At 65.4% G+C, this 22,204-nt stretch carries 18 protein-coding genes; 12 read left to right on the forward strand and 6 right to left on the reverse strand.

The window, feature by feature from the left end; all coding sequences use genetic code 11:
- Window positions 1-3 precede the first annotated feature (3 nt).
- From GXY01S_RS02705 to GXY01S_RS02720, 4 genes are all read left to right on the forward strand, one after another.
- Entirely contained in the window at window positions 4-669 is a 666-nt protein-coding gene (locus GXY01S_RS02705) for an urease accessory protein UreF (RefSeq protein ID WP_110570340.1), read from the forward strand.
- Window positions 666-1,280: an urease accessory protein UreG gene (gene ureG, locus GXY01S_RS02710; RefSeq protein ID WP_061271848.1), complete on the forward strand. Its 615-nt coding sequence runs from the start codon at window positions 666-668 to the stop codon at window positions 1,278-1,280. Before GXY01S_RS02705 ends, ureG begins: the two co-directional genes overlap by 4 nt.
- 483 nt (window positions 1,281-1,763) lie before the next feature.
- Window positions 1,764-2,714 carry a porin gene (locus GXY01S_RS02715; protein ID WP_174520898.1) on the forward strand — a complete coding sequence of 317 codons (951 nt, stop codon included), beginning with the start codon at window positions 1,764-1,766 and terminating at the stop codon, window positions 2,712-2,714.
- Between the two features lie 67 nt (window positions 2,715-2,781).
- Window positions 2,782-3,222 (forward strand): hypothetical protein, encoded by a 441-nt coding sequence (locus GXY01S_RS02720; RefSeq protein WP_061271849.1) that lies wholly within the window; start codon window positions 2,782-2,784, stop codon window positions 3,220-3,222.
- 81 nt (window positions 3,223-3,303) lie between these two features.
- Here GXY01S_RS02720 and GXY01S_RS02725 read toward each other — a convergent pair whose 3' ends face one another.
- Both GXY01S_RS02725 and GXY01S_RS02730 read right to left on the reverse strand, forming a co-directional pair.
- Complete coding sequence (locus tag GXY01S_RS02725; RefSeq protein WP_061271850.1) at window positions 3,304-4,209, reverse strand: response regulator transcription factor; 906 nt, start codon at window positions 4,207-4,209, stop codon at window positions 3,304-3,306.
- On the reverse strand, window positions 4,206-7,517 hold the full coding sequence (locus GXY01S_RS02730; RefSeq protein WP_061271918.1) for a hybrid sensor histidine kinase/response regulator: 3,312 nt from the start codon (window positions 7,515-7,517) through the stop codon (window positions 4,206-4,208). Before GXY01S_RS02730 ends, GXY01S_RS02725 begins: the two co-directional genes overlap by 4 nt.
- Before the next feature lie 139 nt (window positions 7,518-7,656).
- Here GXY01S_RS02730 and urtA point away from each other — a divergent pair, with 139 nt between their 5' ends.
- From urtA to GXY01S_RS02770, 8 genes are all read left to right on the forward strand, one after another.
- On the forward strand, window positions 7,657-8,997 hold the full coding sequence (gene urtA, locus GXY01S_RS02735; protein WP_061271919.1) for an urea ABC transporter substrate-binding protein: 1,341 nt from the start codon (window positions 7,657-7,659) through the stop codon (window positions 8,995-8,997).
- Window positions 8,990-10,594, forward strand: coding sequence for an urea ABC transporter permease subunit UrtB (gene urtB / locus GXY01S_RS02740; protein ID WP_061271851.1), 1,605 nt, complete (start codon window positions 8,990-8,992; stop codon window positions 10,592-10,594). Before urtA ends, urtB begins: the two co-directional genes overlap by 8 nt.
- Window positions 10,591-11,730, forward strand: coding sequence for an urea ABC transporter permease subunit UrtC (urtC, locus tag GXY01S_RS02745; RefSeq protein WP_082770681.1), 1,140 nt, complete (start codon window positions 10,591-10,593; stop codon window positions 11,728-11,730). Before urtB ends, urtC begins: the two co-directional genes overlap by 4 nt.
- On the forward strand, window positions 11,727-12,467 hold the full coding sequence (gene urtD, locus GXY01S_RS02750; RefSeq protein ID WP_061271852.1) for an urea ABC transporter ATP-binding protein UrtD: 741 nt from the start codon (window positions 11,727-11,729) through the stop codon (window positions 12,465-12,467). The genes urtC and urtD overlap by 4 nt, the downstream gene beginning before the upstream one ends.
- A 35-nt stretch (window positions 12,468-12,502) precedes the next feature.
- On the forward strand, window positions 12,503-13,198 hold the full coding sequence (urtE, locus tag GXY01S_RS02755) for an urea ABC transporter ATP-binding subunit UrtE (protein ID WP_061271853.1): 696 nt from the start codon (window positions 12,503-12,505) through the stop codon (window positions 13,196-13,198).
- Between the two features lie 29 nt (window positions 13,199-13,227).
- Window positions 13,228-14,193 carry a HoxN/HupN/NixA family nickel/cobalt transporter gene (locus GXY01S_RS02760; protein WP_165165600.1) on the forward strand — a complete coding sequence of 322 codons (966 nt, stop codon included), beginning with the start codon at window positions 13,228-13,230 and terminating at the stop codon, window positions 14,191-14,193.
- 291 nt (window positions 14,194-14,484) lie between these two features.
- Window positions 14,485-15,960: an NAD(P)-binding domain-containing protein gene (locus GXY01S_RS02765; RefSeq protein WP_061271855.1), complete on the forward strand. Its 1,476-nt coding sequence runs from the start codon at window positions 14,485-14,487 to the stop codon at window positions 15,958-15,960.
- 59 nt (window positions 15,961-16,019) lie between these two features.
- Window positions 16,020-17,003, forward strand: coding sequence for a LysR family transcriptional regulator (locus tag GXY01S_RS02770; RefSeq protein ID WP_165165602.1), 984 nt, complete (start codon window positions 16,020-16,022; stop codon window positions 17,001-17,003).
- 132 nt (window positions 17,004-17,135) lie between these two features.
- Here the strand turns inward: GXY01S_RS02770 and GXY01S_RS02775 are convergent, their stop codons facing one another.
- Genes GXY01S_RS02775 through GXY01S_RS02790 form a run of 4 tightly spaced genes read right to left on the reverse strand, consistent with a single transcriptional unit; the run spans window position 17,136 to window position 22,194 of the window.
- Complete coding sequence (locus GXY01S_RS02775; RefSeq protein WP_061271857.1) at window positions 17,136-18,764, reverse strand: dipeptide ABC transporter ATP-binding protein; 1,629 nt, start codon at window positions 18,762-18,764, stop codon at window positions 17,136-17,138.
- Window positions 18,761-19,585, reverse strand: a complete 825-nt coding sequence (locus tag GXY01S_RS02780) for an ABC transporter permease (RefSeq protein ID WP_082770683.1) — start codon at window positions 19,583-19,585, stop codon at window positions 18,761-18,763. Before GXY01S_RS02780 ends, GXY01S_RS02775 begins: the two co-directional genes overlap by 4 nt.
- Window positions 19,582-20,529 (reverse strand): ABC transporter permease, encoded by a 948-nt coding sequence (locus tag GXY01S_RS02785; RefSeq protein WP_061271858.1) that lies wholly within the window; start codon window positions 20,527-20,529, stop codon window positions 19,582-19,584. The genes GXY01S_RS02780 and GXY01S_RS02785 overlap by 4 nt, the downstream gene beginning before the upstream one ends.
- A 15-nt stretch (window positions 20,530-20,544) precedes the next feature.
- A complete protein-coding gene (locus tag GXY01S_RS02790) occupies window positions 20,545-22,194 on the reverse strand; it encodes a TIGR04028 family ABC transporter substrate-binding protein (protein ID WP_110570335.1) in 1,650 nt (549 codons plus the stop codon).
- Window positions 22,195-22,204 lie beyond the last annotated feature (10 nt).

Below are 22,204 nucleotides of genomic sequence, written 5' to 3' on the forward strand. Positions count from 1 at the left end.
GGCATGGCCGGGCAGGACTTCCTGCGGCTGCTCTCATGGGTGTCGCCCGCTTTCCCCACGGGGGGATATGCCTACAGCCACGGGCTTGAATGGGCGGTCGAGCGCGGTGACGTGCGTGATGTGGAAACCCTGTGCGCGTGGGTTGGCGCGTTGCTGCGCCATGGCAGTCTTGGCAATGACCTCATCATCATGCATGCGGCATGGCAGGCGGGGGAGGATGATGGCCGCCTGCGCGAGATTGCCCGCTTCGCCTGTGCATCCGCTTCCTCGCGCGAGCGGTATGAGGAGACGGTATATCAGGGCGAGGCCTTTTTGCGGGCGGCGGCGGTGTGGCACGTCGTGCCGCCCAAGGCCATGCTGGCGGGCACGCGCTGGCCGCTGCCGGTAGTGCAGGGGCTGGTGTTCCGCCGTGGGGGCGTGGCTGCCCCGCAGGCTGTGCTGTCGGGCGGGTATGCGGCGGTGGCGGCCCTTGTATCGGCTGCCGTGCGGCTGGTGCCGCTGGGCCAGACAGACGGGCTGCGCGCGCTGGCCCGGCTTGAATCCGTGCTGGCGCAGGCCGCAACGCAGGCTGCGCGCCAGACGCTGGATGATGTGGGCGGGGCCTGTTTTGCCGCCGACCTCGCCGCCATGCATCACGAAACCCAGGAAACGAGGTTGTTCAGAACATGACAAAAGCCAAGCACGGCCCGCTGCGTGTGGGCATTGGCGGCCCGGTGGGCACGGGCAAGACAGCATTGATGGATGCGCTGTGCCGCCGCTTTCGCAATGATTACAATATCGCCGCCATCACCAATGACATCTATACGCGTGAGGATGCGGAGTTCCTGACCCGCGCGGGTTCGCTCCCGCCCGAGCGCATCATGGGCATCGAGACCGGTGGCTGCCCGCACACCGCCATACGCGAGGATGCCAGCATCAACCTTGCGGGCATTGCGGAACTGACGGAGCGCTTTGCCGGGCTGGACCTTGTGCTGGTGGAAAGCGGGGGCGACAACCTTGCCGCCACCTTCAGCCCCGAACTGGCTGACCTGACCATCTATGTCATTGATGTCTCGGCAGGTGACAAGATCCCCCGCAAGGGCGGCCCCGGCATTACGCGCAGCGACCTGCTGGTCATCAACAAGATCGACCTTGCCCCGCATGTGGGCGCTGATCTTGGGGTGATGGAGCGTGACAGCAGGCGCATGCGCGGGCAGCGGCCCTTTGTGTTCGCCAATATCCGTGCGGGCGATGGGGTGGAGGACATTGCCCGCTTCATTATCGAACAGGGCGGCCTGTAACAACTATTGCTTTGAAATAATAAAAGTTTCCGGGTGCCGCCTTTTTTCAAAAAGGCGGCTTTTTTATATCCATGTGCCTGGAACACCCATCGGGTGCGTGCGCCCGGGCCTCCCGTGGTGGCATGAATAAGCACATAAACGACCATTATAAGTAATTTCACGCATCCCGCCCTGATGGTGCAATTGCGTAATGTTTCCCTGTCGCCGGTCGGTGACCGCAGCCACAAGGGGATGTTCATGATTGCGCTTGTGTCCCGGTTCAGGATGAGCCGGAAGAAGAAGCTGCTGCGTTGCGGCAGTATCCTGTCGGCCTGCGTGGCGCTTGGCGCCAGCATGCCCCATGCCCGCGCGGCCACCACGGTCAATTTTGGCAAGGACCAGTTCTTTACGCTCGGCCTGGGCGTGCGCGCGCAGTATCTGAGCCATGACACCACCATGCCCGGCAACAAGGATGCGGCAAGCGCCAGCGACCTGCGTATCTACATGGGCGCGCAGTTCCATAAATACGTCAAGTCAACGCTCAACCTCGAGCGCCTGCGTGATGGCAACTGGAACGTGCTTGATGGCGTGCTGCAGGTCGAGCGGTGGAAGGCGTTCAATATCTGGGGCGGGCGCATGCTCACGCCAAGTGACCGCTCGAACCTTGATGGGCCTTACTTCCTCAGCACCTATGCCTTTCCGATGGTGTCACAGTATCCGGGTGCCTGGTCGGGCCGTGATGATGGCATCTCGGTGTGGGGCAGGCTGTTCAAGGATCGCTTCCGCTACGTGGCGGGTGTCTATCGGGGGCATAACTGGGTGCGTGGCGGCTCCAATTATGGCGAGCACCCGCTCTTTGCCGCGCGCATGGAATACAACTTCCTCGATCCCGAGCCGTCGCCCGCCTACTACACGGCCAGCACCTATTACGGCAAGGCCGACATCCTGGCCATTGGCCTTGCGGGCCAGTACGAAACCGATGGCGTGGGCACGGCGCAGGACAAGGGTGACTACAAGGCGTGGAATGTTGATGGCCTGTTTGAAAAGCGCATCGGCGAGGGCGCGAAATACGGCGTCTATACGCTCGAAGGCGCGTATTACCAGTATTATACCGGTGGCGTGAAGGACATCGCGGCAGGTTACGGGCAGCGCTCGGCTGATTATGGCAATGTAGGTGGCGTGAATGATGGCACGGCCTTCCTGGCCAGCACGGCGTATCTCATTCCCTACCGGCTGGGCTGGGGGCGGCTCCAGCCGCTGGTGCGTTACCAGCAGTTCCGCTTCAGGAAGGACATGTACGGCCCCGGCCACCCCAAGACCACCCAGCTTGATCTGGGCGGCAATTATGTAATGGATGGCCACAACCTGCGCTTTACGTTCGATTACGTGCGCTACAAGCCCATGGGCACGCGCGCGGTGGGGGCTTTTTTGCTGGGCATGCAGTTCCAGTACTGAAAACGGCTGGCCTGTTCATGTCATTTTATCAGGCGGCAGGGCTGACCCACCGCCAGGAGAGATCGGAATGCTGACCCTCAAGCGAAACGCCACGTATGGCTTCGCCCTGCTGGCAGGGATCATGGGCGCGGGCCTGGCACAGGCCGCCCCCGCGCCTGAAAAAATGGATTGCCGCCACCTGCTGGCCGAGGATGTGCGCCTGTCGGACCGGCTCGCCACCCTAAGCCACAGCGAAGCCCGGGCCGAGGCGCAGGACAAGGCCCCGGCGGAGAAGGGCTTTTTTGTCAAATTCGATCCCGTGCCGGGTTTTGGCATCATGAAAGGGGCGACGCTGACGCCTGCGGGCCACCCGATCAAGGAGGATGCCACCGAGCGCAGCCTTGACCAGGTACGCCAGAAACTGGCGGTCATACGTGGCCATGAGCAGCGCAGGATGTGCCCTGAAATCGGCGCGCCGGACATGCAGCAGGACCGCCTTTCGGATGAGGCGGCAAGGGCCGTGCCCTAAAATATAAAAGTTTTTGGTGAAGCTTTTTTCAAAAAGCTTCAGAAAACATCGCCTTTTTGAAAAAAGCGGCACCTTTCGCGCCTAGCGCTCCTGCAGCAGGCGCGATGCGGTAGCCGCCGCGGCGGCCCGCGTGCTCAGCCCGGTCTTGTTGTAGATCTGCTCGATATGCTTGTCGATCGTGCGCGGGCTGACCTGCAGGATATCGGCAATGTCGCGGCTGGTCTTGCCGCGTGATATCCACAGCAGCACCTCCGCCTCGCGCGCGCTCAGGCCCAGCCTGTCTTGCAATATGCGCTGGGGAACAAGTGGCTGCCGGCTGATGCGCAGCAGCAGTTCATCCGGGCCGCTCACGCCCACAAGGCTCAGCACAAGTTCGTTTTCACCGACATTATGGCGCATGAGCACGCCGCCGGGCGCGGGCAGGGGCGCGGGCAGGGGCGCGGGCAGGGGCAGGATCGCACCCGCGTCATTCGCGCCTGAAAGTTCGCGCAGTACAAGTCCCGCCTGCGGCGTGGCCCACAGCACATCGCCCGCATGGCTGGTGGCCAGCAGGAAGCGGCCCGCATGATCAAGCGCCCCATGGGCCGCGCGGATGCGTGCGGCGGATTCCATGCGTACGCCAATGCGGGCCATGACTTCCTCCAGCCGCAGGGGCTTGGTTACGTAATCGGCGGCACCCGCCTCAAAGGCGCGGATTACATGCTCGGTCTCGGTCAGGCCGGTCATGAAGATGATGGGCACAAGGCTCAGGCGCGGGTCATCATGCAGGGCCGCGCAGACTTCCCATCCGTTCATGCCGGGCATGAGGGCATCGACCATGATCAGGTCGGGCACGGTGCGCGCCGTGACCGCAAGTGCTGCCATGCCGGACTGCGCCAGCAGCACCGTATAGCCGCCATCAGTCAGTTTCTCGTCCATCAGGCCCAGAACGGCCGGGTCATCATCAATGACAAGAACGGATTTGCGGGAGGGATCGGGCACGGTCATGGCGTGGGTCGCTCCAGGTGGTGGCGCAGGGCTTCAAGCTGGTAGGACGCGGCAAGGGCCAGCAGCGGTTCGATCGCATCGCCCAGGGCCGGATGCTGCGCGCGCAGGGTGGTCAGGTGGGCGCGCAGGTTGCGCAGGTTGCCGCCATCAAGCAGGGCAAGCAGGGCCACGCGTTCCGCCTCGGGCACGGTGGCGGGTGTGTCGGGCGGGGCAGGTGGCGTGCTGTCAGCCTCGGGGGCGGGAAAGACCCATTCAAGGCCAAGCATCTGGCCCATTTTGGTGATCAGGACCGACAGGTTCACCGGCTTGCCCAGCACGGGGCAGTCCTCAAGCGAGGGGACATGGCGGTTGGCACTTTCAACGAGGTTGCCGGTCAGGAACATGATCGGCACGCGGGCATAAGGGGACTGGCGGATGCGCAGGGCGAGGTCACGCCCATCCATGCCCGGCATGGACAGGTCGAGCAGCAGCAGGTCAGGCTGCACCAGCGCCAGGCGGTCGAGGCATTCCGCCCCGCTTTCCGCCCCTTCAAAGGCAAAGCCGCAGCGTTCAAGGATTTCGCGCATGATGAGGCGGTGCTCGGCATTGTCATCCACCACCAGCACCGTGCGGCGTGGCCCTTCATACCCGGTGGGGAAGGCGGGCAGGCGCGGGGGAAGTTCCACCTGCCGGTCAGACAGCAAAAGCCGCACCCTGAAGCGCGATCCCTTGCCCGGCGTGCTGGTGAAGGTCAGTTCACCGCCCAGGATCTCGGTCAGCAGCCGGGTGATGGTCAGCCCCAGCCCGGTGCCCGGCACGCCCGTGCTGGCACTCCCGCGCTCAAAGGGTTCGAAAATGCGGGCATGATCTTCCGCCGCAATGCCGGGGCCGGTATCTTCTATGATGAATTCGGCAATCTGCCCCTGCCAGCGTGCCGAGAACGTGACCGTGCCCTGCCGGGTGAACTTGACCGCGTTTGACAGCAGGTTGAGCAGGATCTGGCGCAGGCGGTGCTCATCGCACGTGACCACGGCGGGCAGGTAGCCCGGCCGCCATACCAGCTCCAGCCCGCGCGCCTGTGCCTGCGGGCGGATCATCTGGGCCACGGATTCCACAAAGGCGGGCAGGGCGATGGTATCGGCATGCAGTTCGATCCGCCCCGCCTCGATGCGCGAGATGTCAAGCAGGCCGGACAGGATGCTGGTTATGTGCTCGCCACTTTCGCGCATGATGCCCAGCGCCTGGTGGCGCTCGGGCGGCAGGCGCGTATCGTGTTGCAGGAGCTGGATATAGCCCATGATGGCGTTGAGCGGCGAGCGGATCTCGTGGCTGATGCCGCTGATGTAGCGGGTCTTGGCCAGGCTTGCCGCCTCCGCCTTTTCGCGTGCCAGCTTCAGCGCGTGGTCGGTGCGGCGGCGGGCACGGATCTCGTTCATGAGCTGGCGGGTCTGGTGCAGGGTCTCGCGCGTGGCGGTGCGCCGCCCCTGCTGCGCCATGACCAGCAGCCACGCCCCCACCGTGCCCGCCAGGAAGACCGGCACCATGATGCCACTCCACGCATGGCCCGTTGTCCATGCCAGCAGCCCCATGCCCAGCATCATGCCCGCCAGCATGAGCGTAAAGCGTCCCGCAGGCGCTACGAGCCAGCGGCGCAGGCGGGGTGGCAGGGTGCGGAGCGGGGCGGCAAGCTGGCTGCCCATGCGGGTCGAGACCGGCTTGCAGCGGTCGCGGCAGCGGCCATCAAGCGAGCAGCACAGTGAGCAGATCGTGCCGCCATAGGCCGGGCAGGGCGCCATGTCCCGCGCCTCGAAGGTGTGTTCACAGATGACGCAGGTCATGGCGGGCCGGTCGTTCCAGCCAGCGGGCTGGGGGCGGGCCAGATAGGTGCGCCCCCCGGTCAGCCACGCCAGAACCGGTGCCGTGGCAAAGGCTACCCCCAGCGTCAGGAAAGGCGCATAGGCCGCGGCTATCGGGCCGAGATAGCCCGCAAAGGCCGTAACGCCCGTGGCGGCGGCAATGCCCCATGCCCCCAGTCCCACGATGTTGAAGTCCGGTAGCAGCGCGCGCTTGAACTCGACCAGGGCCGGGCTGAGGCCAAGCGGCTTGCACAGCGCCACATCCCCCAGTATCGCGCCGATCCACGCACAGGCCAGCACGCCATACAGCGTGATGCCGGTCTGGATGGTGCTGACCAGGCCTGCCTCCATCAGCAGGAGTGCGATCATGACATTGAAGATAACATAGAACACCCGCCCCGGATGGGTGTGGGTCAGGCGCGAGAAGAAGTTCGACCATGCCAGTGAGCCGGCATAGGCATTGGTGATGTTGACCTTGACCTGCGCCAGCGCCACCAGCGCCACCGTCAGCACGGTCGCGACCGGGGCGGGGGTGAAACTGCCCCAGGCAAAACGGTACATTACGCCGGGCTGCACCGCCTGCAGCGGTGAAAAGCCCGCCCGCAGCACCAACCATGCCAGAAACGAGCCTGCCAGCAGCTTGAAGGCATCAAGCACGATCCAGCCAGGGCCGCCCAGCACCAGCGCTGCCCACCATTGCCGCCGGTTGCAACGCGTGGGGTCAGGCAGGAAGCGCAGGAAGTCGATCTGCTCGGCACTCTGGCACACCAGCACGATCATGAGCGATGCGCCGGTGCCTACGGCAAGGGGGTCGATATGCCCCGGTGGCCCGTAGGGCGCACTGAAATGGGTCCACTGCCCCAGCAGTTCGGGGTGCAGGCCCGCCAGCACCACGAGGGGGACGAGATTGAGCGCCAGCCACACCGGCTGTGTCGCGATCTGGAAACGGGCGATGAACGTGATGCCCCATGTCACCAGCGGAATGATGAGCGCCGCGCACAGCAGGTACGCCAGCCACAGCTTCATGCCCAGCAGCCCGTGCAGCGTGCCCGCCAGGATCGCCGCCTCGAGCCCGAAGAAGATGAAGGTGAAAATGGCGTAGAGCAGCGAGGTGATGGTCGAGCCGATATAGCCAAAGCCGGTGCCGCGCGTAAGCAGGTCGATATCGAGCCCCGCGCGCGCGGCCGTGGCGCATAGCGGCAGGGTGATGGCGAAGATGACCGCCGTGACAAGGGCTATGGCGGCTGCCGTGTTGGCAAAGCCGAAGGCCAGCGTGAGCGTGCCGCCCATGGCCTCGAGGGCCAGGAACGAGATGGAGCCCAGCGCCGTGCGTGCCGCCCGCATGGGCGTGGCCATGCGCGCGCTGCGCGCGGTAAAGCGCAGCGCGTAATCCTCGAATGTCTGGTCGGCGGCCCAGCGGCTGTAGGCCCGGCGGGGGCGCACGATGCGCAGGCGGCTGGTCGGGTGCGGCAAGATCACGGCTTTCGGGCGTTATGGGTGGCAGCGTGCATGATCGTAACGGAATGCCCATGGGGGACATACGCAGGAATGCGTATGGGAAGCGCTTTTATGTGCGCCGACAATGCAGGCAGCAGCAAAAGGACCATTCATCATGCCCGTCACACTGCCTCACCTTTCCCGTCGCGCGTTCGGACGTCTTGCCCTTGCCTCATCGGCGGCTGCTGTGGGGGGCATGTGGCGCGCGGCGCCAGCGCGGGCGGCGGCGCCGACTGGCGAGCCGATCCGGGTTGGCATCCTGCATTCGCTGTCCGGCACGATGGCCATCAGCGAGACCACGCTCAAGGATGCCATGCTGATGCTCATTGCCGAGCAGAACCGCAAGGGCGGGCTGCTTGGCCGCCCGCTTGAAGCCGTGGTGGTGGACCCTGCCTCGAACTGGCCGCTCTTTGCCGAGAAGGCGCGCCAGCTCCTGTCGGTGGACAAGGCATCGGCGGTGTTTGGCTGCTGGACCAGCGTCTCGCGCAAGTCGGTGCTGCCGGTGTTCGAGGAACTCAACGGCATCCTGTTCTATCCCGTGCAGTATGAAGGCCAGGAGTGCAGCCGCAACATCTTCTACACGGGTGCGGCCCCCAACCAGCAGGCCATCCCGGCGGTGGACTACCTGCTGAGCGAGGATGGCGGGGGGGCGAAGCGTTTCGCGCTGGTGGGCACGGATTACGTCTATCCGCGCACGACCAACCAGATACTGGTCAATTACCTCAAGGCCAAGGGCATCGCGGAAGCCGACATCATGGTCAACTACACGCCGTTCGGGCAGTCGGACTGGCAGACCATCGTCTCGCAGATCAAGGCCTTCGGCTCGGCGGGCAGGAAAACTGCCGTGGTCTCGACCATCAATGGCGACGCCAACGTGCCGTTCTACAAGGAACTGGGCAATCAGGGCATCTCCGCCACCGACATCCCGGTTATGGCCTTCAGCGTGGGCGAAGAGGAACTGGCCGGCATGGATACCGCCCCGCTGGTGGGCCAGCTTGCCGCATGGAACTACTTCGAGAGCATCGACACCCCGGCCAATACCGCCTTCATCAGGCAGTGGCACGAATTCACCAAGAATCCCAAGCGCACCACCAACGACCCGATGGAGGCGCATTACATCGGCTTCAACATGTGGGTGCAGGCGGTTACCAAGGCGGGCACCACCGATCATGACAGGGTGATTGATGCCATGATCGGCATCCGCCAGCCCAACCTGACCGGCGGCGTGGCCGAGATGCTGCCCGACCACCACCTGACCAAGCCGGTCTATATTGGCGAGATACAGGATGACGGGCAGTTCTCGGTCGTGTGGAAGACCCCGGCGCTCGTGCCCGGGCAGGCCTGGTCGCCTTGGGTGCCGGAAACGAAAAATCTGATTGGCGACTGGAGCAAGCCCATTGCGTGTGGCAACTACAACACCGCCACCAAGACCTGCCTTGGGCACAGGCATGCGTAGGGTCCGCACCACCTGCCTGCTGGCGGCGCTATGGCTCGGGGCCATGGTGCTGCCGGGCCACGGCGCGCGGGCGGATGCCTTTGCTGATCTGGCCAGCCCGCAGCTCGGGGCGGTCACGGCGGCGATTTCAACCCTTGCCGCATCGCCTGACCCGCAGGCAGAAGCCGCGTTGCAGGCGCTGGGCGAGCGCAGCCTGTTCGCCGCCCCCGATGGCAGCGTGTATATCCGCCACGGCGAAAGCTACGTGGAGGCCCGCACGGGCCAGCCCCCGGCTACCGTGCCGGAGGGGCTGAAGCCGATCCGCCTGAACAACCGCATCCGCACGGCGCTTGCGGGCGTGCAGGCGGGCAGGGACCTGCTGGCGCCCCAGCCCGCAACGCGGCTCAGGGCCGCCGATGCGCTTTACGCCCGCCACGACCCGGCCATGCTGCCGGTGGTGGAGCATGCCCTTGCGGTGGAAAAGGATGCCGCCGTGCGCACCCGGCTGACCGAGGTGCGGGCCGCGACCATTCTCGGCCAGCCGCCCGCCCCCGATGCGCTTGCCTCCCGGCTTGAGGCCGTGCGCACGCTTGGCGCGGTTGGTGGCGCGCAGGCGCGTGGCATCCTCGCCGGTGTGGCCGGGTCGGATGCGGAAGCGCCGGCGCTGCGCCGTGAGGCGCAGGCCGCCGTATCGCGCATCGACTGGCACCTGCGCGCCTGGGGCGTGGCGCAGAATGCCTTTTATGGCCTGAGCTACGGCTCGGTGCTGCTGCTTGCGGCCACGGGGCTGGCCATCACCTTTGGCGTGATGGGCGTGATCAACATGGCCCATGGCGAGATGATGATGATCGGCGCCTATGTGACGTGGATGGTGCAGCAGGCCATCCGCGCAACCGTGCCTGCGCTGGAGCCGGTGGCCATCCTTGTGGCCATTCCAGTGGCGTTCGTGGTGTGCGGGGCGCTTGGCATCGTGATCGAGCGTGGGCTGATCCGCTTCCTCTATGGCCGCCCGCTCGAAACGCTTCTGGCCACATGGGGGCTGTCGCTCATCTTGCAGCAGGCGGTGCGTTCCATTTTCGGGCCGACCAACATCGCGGTGCAGACACCGGGCTGGCTTTCTGGTTCGGTTGCGGTGGGCGGCATGGACATCACGCTCAACCGGCTGGCCATTCTTGTCTTTGCAGGCCTGGTGCTGGGCGGGCTGATGCTGGTGCTGCGCCGCACGCCGCTTGGGCTGCAGATGCGCGCGGTCACCCAGAACCGCCGCATGGCGGCGCTGATGGGCATCCGCACGCCACGGGTCGATGCGCTGGCCTTCGGGCTTGGCGCTGGCCTTGCGGGGCTTGCGGGCGTTGCGGTCAGCCAGATTGACAATGTCAGCCCCAACCTCGGGCAGTCCTACATCATCGACAGCTTCATGGTGGTGGTGTTTGGCGGGGTCGGCAACCTGTGGGGCACGCTGGCGGCGGCCCTGGCGCTGGGCATGGGCGGCAAGGTGCTGGAGCCGACCATTGGCGCGGTCTCGGCCAAGATCGCCATTCTCGTGCTGGTCATCCTTTACATCCAGCGCCATCCGCGCGGCATGTTTCCCGTGCGCGGGCGGGGAGTTGAATCATGAACCCGTTTTCAACCCGTGCCCCGCGCTCCCTGCGCGGCGTGATCTGGATGGCGGCGGCCGTGGTGGCGGCGGCAGGCGGGCTTGCCGCAGCCAGCCTGCTGCCCGAGGGCAATCCGCTGCATGCCTCCGTCTTCGTGGTGTCGCTGGCGGGGAAATACCTGTCCTATGCCATGCTGGCGCTGGCGGTGGATCTGGTGTGGGGCTTTGCTGGCATCCTTACGCTGGGGCATGCCGCGTTCTTCGCGCTGGGGGGGTATGCCATGGGCATGTACCTCATGCGCGAGATCGGGGCGCGGGGCGTTTATGGCAACGCCAGCCTGCCGGATTTCATGATCTTCCTCTCATGGAAGAGCCTGCCGTGGTACTGGTGGGGTTCAGAGCATTTTGCGTGGGCCGCCGTGCTGGTGGTGGCGGTGCCGGGGCTGCTGGCTAGCGTGTTTGGCTGGCTTGCCTTCCGTTCGCGCGTATCCGGGGTGTATCTGTCCATCATCACGCAGGCGCTGACCTACGCGCTCATGCTGGCGTTTTTCCAGAACGGGCTGGGCTTTGGCGGCAATAACGGCCTGACCGACTTCAAGGACATCCTTGGTGCCGACCTGCATGCGCCCCTGACCCGCGCCGTGCTGCTGGTGGCGACCGGTGTGCTGCTGGCCACAAGCCTGCTGGCCGCGCGTTTTGTGGTGGGCAGCCGTTTTGGCAGCCTGCTGGTGGCCGTGCGCGATGCCGAAAGCCGCACCCGCTTCCTGGGTTACCGCCCCGAGCAGGCCAAGCTGCTGGTGTGGGTGTTCTCGGCCATGATCGCAGGCTTGGGTGGTGCGCTTTATGTCACGCAGGTTGGCATCATCAACCCCGGTGAGTTCGCGCCCGCCAATTCCATTGAATCCGTGATCTGGGTGGCGGTGGGCGGTCGTGGCACACTGTGCGGGGCGGTGCTGGGGGCCATACTGGTCAATCTGGGCAAGACGCTGTTCACGGCGTGGCTGCCGGAGTTCTGGCTGTATGGGCTGGGGCTGCTGTTCATCTGCACCACTTTGTTCCTGCCCAACGGACTCATGGGGCTGTGGCGGCATGTCCGTAAACCGCCGCCGGAGGAAGTCACCCCCGAAGTGGCGGACACGCAGGGAGACGAGGCATGACCGATGACCTGCTGCTCGACATGCGCGATGTGAGCGTGACGTTTGACGGTTTTCGCGCCATCAACAATCTCAGCCTTGCGCTGCGCCCGGGCGAGATGCGCGCCATCGTCGGCCCCAATGGCGCGGGCAAGACGACGATGATGGACATCATCACCGGCAAGACCCGGCCTGATACCGGCACCGTGCGCTTTCAGGGCCGCGACCTGACCCGGCTTGATGAACCCGCCATCGCCCGGCTGGGCATTGGCCGCAAGTTCCAGAAGCCCACCGTGTTCGAGGCGCTGAGCGTGACCGAGAACCTGCTGCTGTCGCTCAAGGGCGTGCGCGCGCCCTTTGCCGTGCTCATGGCGCGCCGCAGCGCGGGCGAGCGCGAACGGATCGACCGCCTCCTGCACCTGACCCGGCTGGAAGCCGTGGCCGACCAGCCCGCGGGCGGCATGAGCCACGGGCAGAAGCAGTGGCTCGAGATCGGCATGCTCATGGGCCAGGAGCCTGAACTGCTTTTGGTGGATGAACCCGTGGCGGGCATGACCGATGCCGAGACCATGGCCACCGCCGACCTGCTGCGCGAGATCAACCGCACCCGTAGCGTGGTGGTGGTGGAGCATGACATGGATTTCGTGCGCGCTCTCGGCGTGGATGTGACGGTGCTGCACGAAGGCAGCGTGCTGGCTGAAGGCACGCTGGATGCGGTCAGCGCCGACCCGCGCGTGATCGAGGTTTATCTTGGGCGCTGAGGGGCGCCGCACTGGCGTAAAGGGAGACTACGCGCATGCTCGAGATTAACGACGTGCACCTGCATTATGGCGCGGCGATTGCCCTGCGTGGGGTCTCGCTTGCAGCAAGGGCAGGGGCCGTGACCTGCGTGCTGGGCCGCAATGGCGTGGGCAAGACCAGCCTGATCCGCGCCATTACCGGCATGCATGCCACAAGTGCTGGAACGATCATGTGGGAGGGCGAGGATATTACCAGACTCGCAGCCTATGACCGCGCCCGGCGCGGCATCGCTACCGTGCCGCAGGGGCGCGACATCTTTCCGCTGCTCAGCGTGCGCGAAAACCTTGAGACCGGCTTCGGCCTGCTGCCACGCGGCCAGCGCCGGGTGCCTGATGAAATATTCGACCTGTTTCCCGTGCTGGCCAGAATGCGCGACCGGCGCGGCGGCGACCTGTCGGGCGGCCAGCAGCAGCAGCTTGCCACTGCGCGCGCGCTCGTCATCCGTCCGCGCCTGCTGGTGCTTGATGAACCGACCGAGGGCATCCAGCCCAGCATCATCAAGGATATCGGCACCATCATCGGCATGCTGCGCGACCGGGGCGACATGGCCATCGTGCTCGTGGAGCAGTATTTCGATTTTGCCTATGAACTGGCCGACACGATTGCAGTGCTCGACCGGGGCAAGGTGGTGCTGGCAGGCCAGGCCCGCGACCTCGTGGCGGAGGATGTGCGCGCCTACATCACCATCTGACCAGCAGGCGGAAAGGGATCGATATGTTCATGGCTGCCCGGCATGGACCATACGCCATTGCATGCGCCCTGCTGCTGGCCAACCTTGTGGCATGGGCGTGGGCCATGACTACGCTGGGGTGCGCGCCCGTCCTGCTGGGCGCAGCCGGGCTGGCATGGACATTTGGCCTGCGACACGGGCTTGACGCCGATCATATCGTAGCGATCGACGTGGTGACGCGCAGGCTCATGCAGGCGGGACGCGCGCCTTCGCTGGTGGGGCTGTTCTTCTCGCTCGGGCATTCCACCGTGGTCGTTCTCGCTACCCTTGCGCTGGTTGCACTACCCGTGCAGGGCTGGCTGGAGCAGTGGCATCTGGTGGGTGGTGGCTTCGGCACGCTGGTCTCGGCGGTGTTCATGCTTGCGGCCGTCATGGCCAATGCCCGCATGGCCCTGGGCCAGTGGCGGGCGTTGCGCCAGCCTGCCCGGTTGCCTCCGCCTCCCGCAGGCTTTGTGTTTGGGTGGGCAGGGCGGTGGATTGGCCGGAGCTGGCAGATGTACCCGCTCGGTTTCCTGTTCGGGCTGGGTTTTGATACCGCAAGTGAAATCGGCCTGCTGGGCATGGCGGCGGTTCAGGCCCATCATGGGCTGGGTCTTGCGGGGGTCATGACGTTCCCGCTGCTTTTTACGACGGGCATGGCGCTGGTTGATACGCTTGATACCCTGCTCATGTGCCGGGCCTACGGCTGGGGCATGCGCTCGGGCCGCAGGCGCGTGGCTTATGACCTGGGCATCAGCCTTGTCTCCCTTGTCGCGGCGGCAGGCATTGGCGCGATCGAACTGGGGCAGAAGCTGCCGGGCAATGCGGCGCAGGGCAACCTGCTCATGCGGAGCCTGATGGCGGCTGGCGACCATCTGGCCGGGGTGGGTGCGGGTATCGTACTGGTTTTTCTGGCCCTGTGGGGCGGTGCCGTTGTGATCAGCCGCAGGCAGGCCAATCGTATCTCCCCGACCTGATGCAGGGCTGGATCAAGGTGCGTGTTTCCAGAAAAGTGGCGGTTCCTGATGCACCGGAAAGCCTTGAGGGCCAGCGGTGGTGCCGGTCTGTCCCGTTCGTGCCTGTCGGGCGACATGGCTGGTGCCTATGATGCACTTTATGCAATGAAGGCATTGTTAAACGCAAAAAACGCATAATTTGTCTTGATCTGTACGGAAGGAATTTTTAGGTTTGCCACCAGCATCATTGGCCCTCTCCGCCATGGCCTGACGCCCGGCCCGGCCAGCGTAGCGTTTTAGGAATCACGATCAATGACGTTTTCTCAGCCACCCGAAATTCCCGGCGGTCTTGCAGGGCTGGAAAGCCGCGTGCGGCAGGATCTGGCATGGCTGGACCTGCCCACCTGCTCGTGGGTGCCCGAACGGAGCATGGACGGGCGGCATGTGCTCGACGTGGTCGTGGTCGGTGGCGGCATGGCGGGGCTGACGGCATCGGGTTATCTCAGGCGCTACGGGCTGCTCAATCATGTCGTGCTTGACCAGGCGCCCGCAGGGCAGGAAGGGCCATGGGTCACCTATGCGCGCATGACCACGCTGCGCTCGCCCAAGACACTGTCCGGCCCGTGCATGGGGCTGCCGGGCCTGACCTTCCGCGCCTGGTACGAAGCGCGTTTCGGCACGGTCGCGTGGGATGGGCTGGACAAGATCCCCCGCCAGACATGGATGGTCTACCTGGAGTGGCTGCGCCATGTGCTCGACCTGCCGGTGCGCAATGGCGTTACCCTGACCAATGTGGCCCGCGCGGCTGATGGCGTGCTGGCGTTGACAGTGGTGCAGGATGGCGTAACCGAGACCCTTCTATGCCGCCATCTGGTGCTGGCCACGGGGCGCGACGGGCTGGGCGGCAGCTACGTGCCGCCGGTCATTGCCGGCCTGCCGCGTGATTACTGGCGCCATTCAGCCGACCCCATTGATTTTGCAGCCCTGAAGAACCGCCGCGTGGTGGTGGTGGGCGCGGGCGCTTCCGCCATGGATAACGCCGCCACGGCGCTCGAGGCGGGGGCTGCGCGGGTGGACATGGTCATACGGCGTGCAACCCTGCCTGCCGTGAACAAATTCACCGGCATTGGCAGCATGGGCGTGGTGCAGGGCTTTGTCGGCCTGCCTGACGGGTGGAAATGGCGCTTCATGGATACGGTGCTCGATGCCCAGACCCCGCCGCCACGGCCAAGCGTGCTGCGGGTGTCCAGCCACCCCAATGCCTTCTTCCATCTGTCCTGCCCCATTGACCGGCTTGAAATGGCAGGCAATGCCGTGCGCCTTCATACCCCGCGCGGGGTGATGGAAACCGATTTCATCATCGCCGCCACCGGCTTTTGTGCGGATATGTCCCGCCGGCCTGAACTTGCGGCCATGGCACCGCATATCCGGTTGTGGAAAGACCGCTTCACGCCTGCGGCGCAGGACATGCCATCGGGCCATGTCAGCGCGGAACTGGCAACCTCGCCCGACCTCGGGCCGGGGTTCGAGTTTTTGGAAAAAGTGCCCGGCTCGTGCCCGTGGCTGAAATACGTGCACTGCTTCTGCTTCCCCGCCACGCTGTCACACGGCAAGGTCAGCGGCGATATTCCCGCCATAAGCGATGGGGCCGAGCGCCTTGCCCGCCACATCACCCGCGCCCTGTTCGTTGAGGACCGCGAAACCCATTACGCCAACCTCGTGGCGTTCGACACGCCCGAACTCAGGGGCGATGAATGGCGTGACACTCCGCTCCCTGCGATAGGATGAGGGGAGGCCTGCCGCGTTTGCGTTTGCTGGCATGACCGTTGGTGACTAGCATGGGTGACATGGATGCAGCCCTTCCCGATCTGAGACAGCTTGAGGCCTTCTGCGCCGTCATGGCCACGGGCAGCATGACGGGGGGCGCGCGCCTTGTGGGCAGGTCGCAATCCATGGTCACGCGCATGATGCAGGACCTTGAGGCCGGGCTGGGGTTTACGCTGTTCCACCGCAACGGGCCGCGCATTACCCCCACCGAGCAGGCGCTGCGTTTCCAGCCCGAGGCGCTGGCCCTGCTCGGCGGCGTGCAGCGCCTGCGCGAGAATGTGCATGCCATTGCCCATGATGTGGAAAATTCCCTGCATATCTGCGCCATCCCGGCACTTGCGGCGGGCCTGCTGCCCCTGGCGCTGGGCAGCCTGAAGCAGGGCACCCTCCCGCGTGAGGTGCATGTGCGCAGCGTCCCGGCGGATGAGGTGGTGCGTGCCGTAGGCCGCCGGGATGCGGCATTCGGGCTGGTCAGTTTTCCATTCAACCACCCCGGCGTGACCCTGCAATGGATCGGCATGGCGCCCTGTGTCGCGGTCATGCGGGCGGATGACAGGCTGGCTGCCAATGAGTGTGTCAGCCTGCATGACCTGGCCGAAAGCAGGCTGCTGACACTGGCCAACCCGTTCAGGATACGCAACACGATCGAACGCGCCTTTGCGCAGATGGGCTGGACGCCCGCCACCATCATGGATTCCAACATGGCTGTGGTGCTGATGGGGCTGGCACGCGCCGGGCTGGGTGTTGGCATTGTCGACCCCGTAACGGCAGGCGCGTTCCACCAGCCTGATCTGGCCATACGCCCGCTGGATGTAAACCTGCCCTTCTTTTTTGGCGTGGTGACACCGGCAGGCCTGACCCCATCACCCGCGCTCGAGGCCCTGTCGCGCGCGGTGGAGGATGCCGCCCGCGCCCTCATGCCAGACCTCAGGCGCTACAGCCACGAAAGTGCGGACCTGATTGAAAGCGCGCTTTACGGCACGGAGCCTGTTGAGGACGCCTGATAAGACACTGTTTGAAAACAACGCATTGATAAAAAATGATAAAGGTTTTTGGGTGCCGCCTTTTTTCAAAAAGGCGGCGTTCTTCGAAGCTTTTTGAAAAAAGCTTCGCCAAAAACGTTTATCTGCCTTCTTTCAGGCCAGCACGGCCGGGCGCATCAGGTCGCGGCCGGGTATCGCGGCGAGCAGGTGCTTTGTGTAGTCATCATGCGGGGTGGAGAATACGGTCTCGGTCGGGCCATGTTCGACCTGCGTGCCCGCGCGGATGATCGAGACGGTATCGGCAATGCGCCGCACCACCGCTAGATCGTGCGATACGAACACATAGGTCAGGTCAAGCTGGCGTTGCAGTGTTTCAAGCAGGGTCAGGATTTCGGCCTGCACCGATACGTCAAGCGCGGAGACCACTTCATCCAGAATAAGGATTTTGGGGTCGCACAGGAGCGCGCGCGCTATGGCCAGCCTCTGGCTCTGCCCGCCAGACATGTTGGCCGCCCTGCGCTCCAGCACGGCAGGCGGTAGCTGCACCCGCTCCAGCATGGCCCGGATCCGTTCTGTGCGCGCGCCGCGGTCATGCAGGCCCGCATTGATCAGGGGCTCGGCCAGAATATCCGCAGCACGGCAGCGGGGGTCGAACGAGACATGCGGGTTCTGGTAGACAAACTGCACGGCCCGGCGTAGCGCGCGTTGGGCGGTGCCTTCGACCTGGGCCGGGTTCTCACCCAGAATATGCACCGACCCGGAATCAGGCGTAATCAGGCCCAGCAGGCAGCGCAGCAGCGTGGTCTTGCCCGAGCCGGACTCACCTACGATGCCATGGGTCTGCCCGGCCATCACGTTAAAGGAAATATCGCGTACAGCCTTGTGCCCCGGCCTGCCGCCAGCACCCTTGTAGGCATAGGTCAGGTGCGAGACGACAATCGCATCCTCACGCGGGCCTTCCGCGCGGCGGGGGGCGCGGGCTTCATGGAACAGGGGCAGGTCGGCCAGCAGGCGGCGGGTATAGGGTGTGCGCGGGTTGGCGAACAGGGCTTTTGTTTCGCCGGTTTCGCACAGCGTGCCATGTTGCAGCACGGCCACGCGGTCGGCCTGCTCGCTGGCCAGGCCCAGGTCGTGGGTGATGAACAGCATGGCGGTGCCCATCTCGTGGCGCAGTTCGGCCAGCAGCGCCATGATCTGCACCTGCACCGATACATCGAGCGCGCTGGTGGGCTCATCAGCCACGATCAGGGCGGGGCGTTGGGCAATGGCGGCGGCAATCAGCACGCGCTGGCGCATGCCACCCGAGAGTTCGTGCGGGTACTGGCGCAGCCGCCGCTCCGGCTCCTTTATGCCTACGCGGTCGAGCAGGCCCACCAGCATGCGCCGCGTTGTGGCGGTATTGCTGTGGGGTTCATGCAGGTGCACCGCCTCGACAAGCTGGGCGCCGATGGTGCGTACGGGGTCGAGCGAATGGGCCGGGTCCTGCGGAATGAGCGCCACCCGCGCGCCACGGATGCGGCGCAGCGCGCGCTCGGGCAGCCCCACAATTTCGGTGCCATCCACCGTGATCGAGCCGCGCTGTATGCGCGCGCTTTCAGGCAGCAGGCCCAGTATGGCGCGGCCCAGCGTTGACTTGCCCGATCCGGACTCCCCCACCAGCGCCAGCATCTCGCCCGCGCGGACCTCCAGCGACACACCCTTGAGCGCATGGTGCGCGCTGCCCCGGCTTTCATACACCACATCAAGGTCACGGATGTTGAGTTGGGGGGAGGCAGCGTTCATGGGTCCATCCTTATGGCGCGTGAAAGCAGCGTTGCCGCCCACGCGGAGAAGATGATGGCAAGGCCGGGGAAGGTGGTCAGCCACCAGGCGGTTGCAAGGTAGTTGCGGCCTTCGGTAATCATCAGGCCCCATTCCGGCGTGGGGGGTGAGGGCCCGTAGCCCAGAAAGCAGATGGTCGATATGGCCAGGATGGCCGTGCCCAGCCGCAATGTTGCCAGCGACAGCGCAGGCGCAAGGCTGTTGGGCACGATATGGCGCCACACCACCTGCCAGAAGGTGGAGCCAATGCCAAAGGCCGCCTCCACATATTCGGTCGCGCGCACGCGCACCACTTCCGTGCGGATCATGCGCGTAAAGCCCGCCACCTGGCTTATGCCCACGGCAAAGGCCACATGCGTGGCCCCCGGCCCGATCAGGGTGATGATGCTGAGCGAGAGGAAAAGCTCGGGAATGGCCAGCACCATGTCCGCTCCCGCAAGGATGGCGCCCGACAGCCTGCGCCCGCCCAGCCCCGCCGCAAGCCCGAGCGGGATGGCCACCAGCAGGCTGATCGCCACGGCCAGCATGGCGGCGGAAAGGGTGGAGAAACTGCCATGCATGATGCGCGAGAACACATCGCGCCCGAACTGGTCGGTGCCAAACCAGTGCGTGGCGGATGGGGCCATGAGCCGCTCATCCGTCTGGCCCGCCAGCGGGTCAAGCGGGGTGAACAGGCCGGGGCAAAGCGCCACGAGCACCAGCACAAGCACGGGCAGCACGCCAAGCAGGCGCGGCAGGGTCACGTCATGGCGCTGACGCCATTGTGCCAGGGCCGTGTTCATGCCGCCCCTCCTGCCTGCGTGCGGCGGATGCGCGGGTCGATCAGCGGATGGAGTGCATCAACGGTGAAGTTGATGACCACGAACCCCGCCACCGAAATGAGGATGATGGCCTGCAGCACCGCCACATCCTGATTGGCCACGGCCTGCTGGGCCAGTTGCCCCAGCCCGTCAAGGCCGAACACGGTTTCGGTCACCACGGCGCCGGCCAGGATCTCGCCAAACACCAGCCCGCTTATGGTGAGCGTGGGCGGCAGGGCGTTGGGCAGCACATGGGCGTAGAGAATGCGCAGCGGAGAGGCGCCACGCGCGCGCAGCACGTCAATAAAAGGTTGGGCCATGACCCGTTCCGCCGCGCTCAGGAACACCTGCGTCAGCGGCGCCGAGATGGGAATGGCCAGCGCCAGCCCCGGCAACACCGCTGCCGCCCAGCCTGAAACGCCAACCACGGGCACCAGCTTCCAGTGAAACGAGACAAGCTGGATTGCCACGATCTCGAGCCAGAAGACGGGAATGCCGCTCGCCAGTCCCGGCACCAGCCGCAGGGCCGCGCGTAGCGGGCGCAGGGGGGCCAGCAGGGCGGCGGTGGCAAAACTGGCTGCCAGCATGATCGCGCCGCCAAAGCTCACCACCGCAAGACGCAGCGTGGTGGGGTAGGCGGCGTGCAGCATGCGGCTGACCGGCACCCCGGTCTCGATGGAATAGCCAAGCTGGCCCGCCAGCGTGCGGCCCAGCACATGGGCATATTGCACGAAGGCGGATTCATCAGCGCCATAGCTTGCGCGGATATCGCTGATCTGCTGCGGGCTGAGGCCGAGTTCGGGGTCCTGGAACTTGATCAGCACGGCATCGCCCGGCATGACCTGCAATAGCACGAACGAGAGCGTGAACGCCCCCCACAGCACCAGCAGCGCCTGGGCCGCGCGGGAGAGAATATAACGTGTCATGGGTGGCGCCTCATCCTACGGCCTTGCCAGCCAGGTGCGGTAGAAAACAGGCCGCCCCACGGCCTCGAAACGCATGTCATGCACGCGCGCCGATCCCGCATAGACCTGCGGCTCCTCGAATATGGGAATGCTGTAGCCCTTGGCCAGAATATCGGCCTGCACGCGGGCAAGGTCCGCAAGGCGGGTGGCGGGATCGGTGTCGGAGGCGACCTGGTCAAGCAACCCGTTGAGTTCGGGGTCGACAAAGTGCTCCACATGGCGGCTCTGCCCGCCTTTTTGCAGCAGCACGTTGCGGTTGGTGGGGTAGAACGCGCTCTTGATCACATCGGGGTCCGCGCGGCCCACCTCGGCATGGAACAGCGGGGTTACGGCAGGGTTGAGGTTGTCGAGCACCGTCATGGCCGGGCTGCCTGACAGGATGGTCAGTCGCACGCCCACCCTGCGCCATTGCTGGGCCAGCAGCACCAGCATGCTCCGGCTCTGCGGCTGGGGCAGGGCTTCATGCACGGCCAGCGCAAGGGCCACGCCATTGCGCCGCCGCCAGCCATCGGGGGCCATCGTCCATCCGGCCTCATCAAGCAGGCGGCCGGCAAGGGCGGGATCATAGGTCAGGTCGGCAGCATGGTCGACAAAACCCTGCGCATCGGCGGCGATGACGGAGCGCGCCAGCGGGTAGTTGGGGGAATACAGCGTGCGCAGGATGTCGGGCCGGTCGGTGGCGTGCAGCAGGGCCAGGCGCACGCGCGGGTCGGCCACCAGCGGGTTGTCGGGGCGGAAGACCACGCTGTTGTTCACCCCACGGGTGGAGGCGGCGTAGATCGTATCGCCATGGCGGATGATCTGCTCTTCATCATAGGCCTCGACCGCACGGGCGAAATCGGCCTGGCCTGCAATGAAGGCGCCGATGCGGATGCTGTCCTCGGGCACCACGATGATGCGCACGCCCGCCAGCCGGCTCGGCCCCTGCGGGGCAAGCTGCTCAGGCCCCCAGGCGTAATCGGGGCGCGTGACCAGATCGACCGACTTGCCCGGCACCTCGTCGCGCACCACGAACGGGCCGGAGCCGATGACATGCCGCGCGTCGCCCCATTCATCAAGCGGGCGGCGCAGGCTTGCGGGCGAGACCAGCCCCGAGCCAATGACCGACGTGCCCTGCAGGAACCCGGGCGAGGGTTTGCTGAAGTAAAAGCGCACTGTCAGCGGATCGATGACCTCGCTGCGCTCGTAATTGTTGATGACCTCGGAGGGCGGCAGGTGCAGCGCCCGGTTGCCCTTGCCGAAGGTATCGTAATTGAGGGCTACGGCCGCCGCATCAACCGGCGTGCCATCGGAGAAGGTAACGCCGGGGCGCAGCGTGAAGGTAAAGACGGTGCTGTCTGCATTCACGCTCCATCCGGTTGCGATCCACGGCTCGATTTTAAGCGTGTCGGTGTTCTGCCATGTCAGCCGGTCCGTGATCTGGGCCAGGATGCCACCATTGGGGTAGAAGCCGCCAGCGGGGGGGTAGAGGTTTTTATGCGGCTGCTTTTCCAAGTAGAGCAGCGTGCCGCCGGGGCTGGCGGCATCGGTTGCCCGCGCGGGGGCAGGGGCATGAAAAGCCATGCACGCGGCCAGCGCAAGCACCGGCCGCGATGAGGACAGGACGGCACGGAACGGATGAAGCATGCGGTGCGGG

The sequence above is a fragment of the Komagataeibacter xylinus NBRC 15237 genome (genome assembly GCF_001571345.1).
Classification (GTDB): Bacteria; Pseudomonadota; Alphaproteobacteria; order Acetobacterales; family Acetobacteraceae; genus Komagataeibacter; species Komagataeibacter xylinus.